This is a genomic window from Kitasatospora putterlickiae (genome assembly GCF_039527695.1).
In the GTDB taxonomy this organism is placed as follows: Bacteria; Actinomycetota; Actinomycetes; order Streptomycetales; family Streptomycetaceae; genus Kitasatospora; species Kitasatospora putterlickiae.
In genome coordinates, this window is sequence record NZ_BAAAKJ010000433.1 from 12,019 (window position 1) to 17,683 (window position 5,665).

The 5,665-nt window shown below is 73.3% G+C and carries 4 protein-coding genes; 1 reads left to right on the plus strand and 3 read right to left on the minus strand.

Annotated features, from left to right (window positions below; genetic code table 11):
- The 3 genes from ABD308_RS35545 to ABD308_RS35555 all read right to left on the minus strand — a co-directional run.
- On the minus strand, positions 1-591 hold a 591-nt coding region (locus ABD308_RS35545), incomplete at its 3' end, for a phytanoyl-CoA dioxygenase family protein (protein WP_344344187.1).
- Between the two features lie 1,556 nt (positions 592-2,147).
- Positions 2,148-2,630 carry a hypothetical protein gene (locus ABD308_RS35550; protein ID WP_344344193.1) on the minus strand — a complete coding sequence of 161 codons (483 nt, stop codon included), beginning with the start codon at positions 2,628-2,630 and terminating at the stop codon, positions 2,148-2,150.
- Positions 2,631-3,171: 541 nt separating this feature from the next.
- Positions 3,172-4,509 (minus strand): alpha/beta fold hydrolase, encoded by a 1,338-nt coding sequence (locus ABD308_RS35555; RefSeq protein ID WP_344344189.1) that lies wholly within the window; start codon positions 4,507-4,509, stop codon positions 3,172-3,174.
- A gap of 77 nt (positions 4,510-4,586) precedes the next feature.
- On the opposite strand from ABD308_RS35555, the gene ABD308_RS35560 reads away from it, so the two are divergent.
- Positions 4,587-5,222, plus strand: coding sequence for a TetR/AcrR family transcriptional regulator (locus ABD308_RS35560; RefSeq protein WP_344344191.1), 636 nt, complete (start codon positions 4,587-4,589; stop codon positions 5,220-5,222).
- The last annotated feature ends 443 nt before the right edge of the window (positions 5,223-5,665 follow it).

A 5,665-nucleotide genomic window follows, 5' to 3' on the forward strand; every position in this document is an offset into this window, starting at 1 on the left:
GACCTCGGCGGCGTAGAGTTCGGGGCTGCCCTGTGGGGCGACGTAGCCGCCCGGGTCGCAGTGGCCGCCGTCCCGCGGGTACCAGTTGGGCCTGGCCGACAGGTCGCGGGTGTGCCGGGTGGAGAGCAGGTGGGGTGGCCCGAGCTCCTCGGGGACGTCGGCCAGGTAGACGAAGAACTCCACCTGCTCCCGGGCGGTGGACTCGCCCGGCACCATAAGGGTGTGGTTCAGGTAGTCCCGGTGCAGTTCCTGGTCGTAGTCGTTCGCGCCGGTGAACTTCGCCCAGGACTCGGCGCCGTAGATTCTCAGGTCGTCGTCATCCAGCAGGTCCCGCGCGAGGTCGACCAGCCGGTCGTGGACCGCCAGCAGGCTCAGCTCGGCACTGGTGAACGGGAACTGGTCGATCCCGGCGAACTCGTCGCCCGGGAACCGCTCCCAGCGCGGATCGGTCCGCTCGTGGTACCCCTCAGGTGAGGGGAACATCGTCCCCAGCTCTCCCACGGCCGGAGCAAGCTCACCGGCCGAGAGGTAGCCGGGCAGGATCACGAAGCCGTCCTCGCGGAACTCGGCCCGCATATCGTCGGAAGTCATCCCACCAGCGTCCACACCGCCCTCCGCTCGCGCCTGCGAATTACCACCCGACCCCGCGCCCGACGCCGTCATCCAGCCAACGGCACGATCCTGGTGACGGGCCGGCCCAGCCGGCGCCGAACACCGCGTCCGGCGGCCACCCGGGACCGCCTGCCCGCCGCCGAGCGGCAACCCCTCCCCGCCACCCGGCCCTGACCGGACGCTCCGCCCCGGGCCTGCCCCAACCACCGAGCACGGCCACGACCAGCAGCGCCTGGCCTGCGCCGCCGAGCACGGCGACAACGTGGTCCTGCCCCACGCCCGCCAGGACACCACCCACCTCGCCCGCCTGCCCCGCACACCCGACGGCCGACCCCCCACACGAGGCCCCGCCACCCGCACCTGGACCACCACGCGGCCGGGACAACGGCCGGACAACGCGGGCGGGAGAACGACAAGACGACAACGGCAGGACAACGACGGGCGGGAGAACGACAGGACGGGGACAGCGACGGCCTGACCGGGACGACGACGGGCGGGCGGCGGGGCGCAGCGGCCCCCGGGCGGCCGCCGGACGGTGGCCTGACGACGGCCGGACGGCGAAGCAGCAACGGTCCGGGCCCACCATCGCTCCGGTCGGCGGCTACCGGCTGCGGCGCAACCGCGAGGGGGCGGCGGACCGTCACCCTCGCCTGCGGACCGAGCCCAGCGTGAGCGGGACCGGCCAAGCAGCCAGGCGGCGGCAGGCGGGAAGGGGAAGCGGCGGCCAGGACGGGCGGGCCTGCCGCAGCAACCGGCCGCCGGACGGACGGCAACCGAACGGAGCGCAGCGGCGGCAGGCCCGGACAGCGGCGGCGAAGCGGGCCCACACCGACACCGACGGGACCGTACGACAGCAGCCGGACGCGGCCGCTGGGGCCCGAGCTGGACGGCGACCAGGACGGCGGACGGCGGCGGATGGATGGGGCGAGCGGGACAGCGACCCGGCAACAGCGGCCGGTGGCAGCGCACCGAAACCAGGCACCCCGCAGGCGGGAGCGCGCGGGAGAAGAACACGCGAAACCGCCACCGCACGCCCCACAACCGACCGCTCCCCGGCGCCTCCCCGACCCGAAAACCCCCGGCCCCGAAAGGCATTCAAAGACGTAACGTTACATTCTGCACCAACTTGCTACACCCATCCACCAGCAGAAAACCCCGCACCACCCCGCCCGCCCAAACAGGCGGCCTGGCGGCCGCTCCCGGGCCCCGGGCCTGACGGCCCGGCAGCGGGGGCGGGGAACAGGCCTACGGCCCCTCCCCACACGGCAGGGAAGAGGCGAAGAGGAGAGGAGCAGCGCGGGCCCTGGGGGAACGGGCCGCCGGACACGCGAACCCCGCAGAGACGGCGTCCCGCTCCAGCCGCTCCGCGTCCGGCCGACAGCACGCGCTCGTCCTTCCCGGCCCCCGGCCAGCCCCGGCCCAGCGCGGAGATGGTGTCCCGCAGGCCCTCCTCTGCCTGGCCAGACGGCGGGTCGACGTCCTGTTCGCCATGCTCCGCGACGGGACCTTCTACGAGTCCTGGCCGGCCACAGCGGTCAGCTGACCTGCGGATCCGCCAGCAGAACCACGCGGTCGGCCTCGACATCGAACCCCAGAACCGGGTGAAGCGGATCAGACTCCGGAGCCAACGTCACCGGCTTGCCGAGCCGACGCCCGATCGCCCGCAGCAGACGACACAACAGATTGACGCCGACCTGGCCCCGCAACTCCCGCAGATCAACATCGAAGTCGATAGAGCCGGCCTCATACGCTCGAAAGATCACCAGGACTCCAGTGGCGGGCCAGACTCTCAACACCGCGTCGGTGCCCTCGCTGCGGACCAGCATGTCCGCGGCCCGTGGCAGCCGAACAGCGACACCGTCCTCGGAGTACTCGCACGACCACCCCTGCGACCGCACCAAATCCAGCACCGCCTGCCAGTCCTCGACCGAGGTGTCTGCGACCCGGGCATCCGGCAGCGACCCCATCAGGGCAGGGTCGAAGAAGTTCCGGACGTCGTCCCACAGCAGATCTGGCATCCCGCCATGCTGCCTGGCCACCCCACCCGAACGCAGCCCGATTTCCTTGACGAATCCCATAGAGGCACCCCCCGGAGCGGCAGCCCGGCGGCGGCATGCCGGACGGCGCGGCGCTCGCCGTCCCGGGCCCGGTGCAGGGCCCGCCGGAAGTCGTCCCGGGCCCGGTGCAGGGCCCGCCGGAAGTCGTCCAGGGCCATTGCGGCCGCGACGACGACGGCACCGGCCGGGGACGCCACGAGCAGCCCGTACTCCCGGCCATCGCCCTCGCGCTCGCCGTCGGGCGGGGCGCAGCGGCCCCGAACGGCGGCCGGACGGCGACGGCGGGCGAGGGTCCGAGCCCGCCACCGCTCCGGCCGGCCTGCGGCTACCGGCCGCGGCCCAGCCCAGTCACGCGGCAGTGCGGCCACGTGGCGAGCGTCCGGTGCTGGCGGTCGGCGGGCAGGTCCGCTTCCGGGGGTTGTGTCGGCAGGTCGTCGGCCTGGCCGGATCTCCGGCATCAGCCGGAGGCCGGTCCTCGCCCTCGGCGCCGCCGAGGAGGACCTCACATGTGGTCGCGCAGGAAAGCGGGGATCTCCTCCCGCGTCGGGTAGTTCGGCAGCGGCGCCGCCGTGCCCTGGAGGAATGCGGTGATGACGGCCGCCGCCCGCTCGTCGTTGCCGTCGAGCCCGTTCCACAGGTGGTGCCCGACCCCCGGCATGTACTGGGTGCGCTGGATCGCCGGGTCGGCGTCGAGCACGGCGGTCTCCCACCGGCGGACCTGTGAGGTGCACTCGGCGATCATCAGCATCGCGGGAACCTGGGAGAACTTCAGCTGCGGCGCGAGCGAGGGAGAGTCCTTGACGGTCTGCTCGACGCGCAGGCTGGCGGCCGGGTTGAAAGCGAAGTTCTCGGCACTGTTCTCGGCGGGGATGCGGTGCGCGTCGCTCGCGCAGTAGGCGGAGGCGGTGTCGGTGCCGAGGTCGGCGGCGGTGAAGGCGTTCTCGCCCTCGGCCTGTCCGACCAGCCCGGTTTCGGGGCTGAGGAGCCCCAGGCGCATCAGGCCGAACGCCACCGCGTAGCGCGGGGTGCTGGTGGATCGCGGCCCGCTCATCGCCGGTGCGAGGTCGCGCGCGGACGGCCGTCCCTTCCGCCCGGCGATCCGTGCGGTGGGGCCGTCCATCGGACCAGGTTCGGCGATGATCGCCCGGTGTACACGCGCGGAGACCTCGCGGTCGGCGAGGGCCCGGGTGAGCACGACCCCGCCCGACGAGAAGCCGAGGACGTCGGCCTCGCCCCGGCCCAGGCGGTCGAGGAAGGCGCCGAGGTCGCGGACGGACCTGGTGATCGAGTACTGGTCCATGGGCAGCAGGTCGCTGCGGCCTCCGCCGGCCTGCTCGTAGGTGTAGACGTCATAGCCCTGCCGCGCCAGCCGTTGCAGGAACCCGTGATCAAGCAGCGAAATTCCGCGCACCGGCCCCCCGTTGATGTAGACGAGCGGTACGGGGTGCCCGGCGCCGGCCGCCGCGGCGGGCGGGTAGTGATAGACGGCGACGCGGCTGCCCGTGGCCAGGTTCCAGTGCTCGGTGGCGACAAACGGAAGGTCCGGCGGGTACTGCCGGGCCGTGGGCGAGGCCGGGACGCAGACGGACGCGGTCAGGGCTGCTGCGGCGAGCACCGGCAGGAACGGAAGGAGCCTCGCCGCCCGGGTGCGGCGCCGGCTGCGCCACAGGGCGACCACGACCCCGACCGCGAGAGTGGGCACGAAGGCCGCGAGCCCCGAGCACGCCCCGTCCGTGAGGACGATCAGGCCGAGGAAGAGCACGGCCGACGCCACGACGGCGGCCAGCGCGAGAAGTAACCAACCCCCAAGGCGGGCAAGGCGGACGGCGAACGCGGACATGGCAGGCAAAGGGGACCCCCCAGAGTTTCCAAACATTGTTTCAAAACGACGTTATCAGAACCGGTAGGCTCCTCGTCATGGGTAGGCCGAGGGTGAACGACGAGAGCGTCAAAGAGCGGCTCGTGGAGTGCGCGACCGAGTGGCTCGCCACCCGCCCGCGCGAGACGCTCACCATCCGGGCCGTGGCCACGGCCGCCGGAACGTCCACGGCGGCGGTGTACTCCCTGTTCGGCAACAAGGACGGGCTGATCGCGGCCGTACGCGACGAGGCCGTCGCCGGCCTGTTCGCGGCCGTGACGGCGGTGCCGGCCACCGAGGACGTCCTCGACGACATCTACGCGCTGGCCGGCGCGTACCGGAACTGGGGGCGCGAACATCCGCAGCTGTACACGGTGTTGTTCGGCGGGGTGCAGTCCTTCGAGCCGTCAGGAACGGTCGGTACGGGCGACCCCGTCCGGCCGCTCGTCCAGGCCGTCGACCGGGGCGTCGTCGAGTCCGTCCTCGACGGCAGAGCGAGGGCCATCGCCCTCTCCCTCTGGGTGGCTCTGCACGGGCTCGTGACCCTCGAACTGGCCGGGGCGCTCGACACCCCCACGGCCCAGGCCGCGTTCCGCACGACGATCAACGCCACCCTGCGGGGCTGGGTGACCCCCGAGCCGGCCCGCAGGCTCCGTCGGGCCGAACTCGGCGGCGGCATCCGGTCGCAGACGTAGACGCGCCCGCTCGAGGCTCGGGTCAGGGCGTGGCACTGCCGATGGCGCAGTGCTCCTGGGGGCCCTCGAGGAGCAGGGTGACCTCCTCGACGCGGCGGCAACGGCAGACCGTCCAACAGCCCCACGACCACCACCCCCGCGCCACCGAACCGCACACAACGACCCACCCCTAACCCGACGGCGCCGAACCGGGACAACGGACGGCAACGGCCGGACGGCAGAGGCACAGCGGCCCCGCGAGAAGCGGCCCCGGACGGCGACGGCGGACGGGCGGGATGTCCGGGACGGCCAGGGCGCGCGAACGAGACAGGGACACGGCCGGGACGGCGAGCGGCAACCGGAGCGCACGACGGCAACCGGGCCAGGCGCAGCGGACACGACCCCGGCGACCGGACGACGACGGCGAGCAGCAGCCGGGACGGCCCGGCGCCGCGGCCGCCCCT

What these genes read in the sequence shown, in the direction of transcription:
- ABD308_RS35550 (WP_344344193.1), bottom strand. Translation starts at nt 2,630, where the DNA reads ATGCCAGATCTGCTGTGGGACGACGTCCGGAACTTCTTCGACCCTGCC.
- ABD308_RS35555 (WP_344344189.1), bottom strand. Translation starts at nt 4,509, where the DNA reads ATGTCCGCGTTCGCCGTCCGCCTTGCCCGCCTTGGGGGTTGGTTACTT.
- ABD308_RS35560 (WP_344344191.1), top strand. Translation starts at nt 4,587, where the DNA reads ATGGGTAGGCCGAGGGTGAACGACGAGAGCGTCAAAGAGCGGCTCGTG.